The sequence below is a fragment of the Sulfitobacter sp. genome, from assembly GCF_039977885.1.
In the GTDB taxonomy this organism is placed as follows: domain Bacteria; phylum Pseudomonadota; class Alphaproteobacteria; order Rhodobacterales; family Rhodobacteraceae; genus Sulfitobacter.
On the sequence record NZ_JBDWCI010000004.1, the window covers coordinates 1 to 1,039 of the forward strand.

1 protein-coding gene is annotated in these 1,039 nt (G+C 53.7%); it reads right to left on the reverse strand.

Going from position 1 to position 1,039, the window contains the following annotated elements; all coding sequences use genetic code 11:
* The coding region (locus ABJM03_RS02055; protein ID WP_348415223.1) for an aminopeptidase P family protein at nt 1-995 on the reverse strand (995 nt) is incomplete at its 3' end.
* Between the last annotated feature and the right edge of the window lie 44 nt (nt 996-1,039).

Sequence of the window (1,039 nt, forward strand, 5' to 3'; positions counted from 1 at the left end):
CCATAGTAGTGAGACAGCACGCCAAAGGAATGGCCATAGCCGAAAGTGCGATATTGCAGCAGATCACGTTCATCGAGGAATGTGTTGATCTGCTCCGTAACCTCGGCACAACTTACACCCGGCTTGAGCAGACTGATGCCCAACTCATGTGCTGCAACGTTTGCCTCCCAGATTTTCAAGCTGGCATCATCCACCGTTTTTACAAACAGTGTACGTTCAAGCGCCGTGTAATAGGCGCTGATCATGGGGAAGGTGTTCAGGCTGAGAATATCGCCAGCCTGTAGTTTGCGGCTTGTCACAGGATTATGAGCGCCATCCGTGTTGATGCCCGACTGGAACCAAACCCATGTGTCGCGGTATTCGGCATCTGGAAAACGCTTTGCGATTTCCAGCTCCATCGCGTCTCTGCCGGCCATGGCAACATCTATTTCGCGGGCACCTATCTTAATTGCATCTTTGATCGCATATCCGCCCACATCGGCGACTTGCGCACAGGACCTTATGAGCGCGATTTCAGCATCCGACTTGTACATTCGCTGGTGCATCGTCATGGGTGCCACATCCGTCGTAGCACTTGGCGACAGGAAGCTTTTCATCAGTTCAGACTGCGCGAGGGTAAGGTGATCGGCCTCAAATCCGATGACCTTTCCCTTGCCTGTGACCGATTGAACCGCGCGCCAATAGTTGTTCCGCTGCCAATCGGTGTAGGTGATGTTATCGCCGTGACTACGCCGCCACGGCTGTGCGGCGTCGATGCCCGCGCTGATGGTCACGTCCTGCGTCAGCGTCACGACCAAGGCATATGGACGCCCAAAAGCGCAGTACAGAAAGCCCGAATAGTAGGCGACGTTGTGCATGGAGGTTAGAACACAGGCATCCACCCCCTTTTCCCGCATGTCCGTTCTCAAACGTGAGAGGCGATCTGCGTACTCTTGCGGTGCGAAGGGAAGGGTTTTCTCACCCTGATGAAAACGGTAAAATTCTGGACGATCCATTTCTGGCTCCTTCATCATCATGCCAAAGCACAATCCGAAGAAGG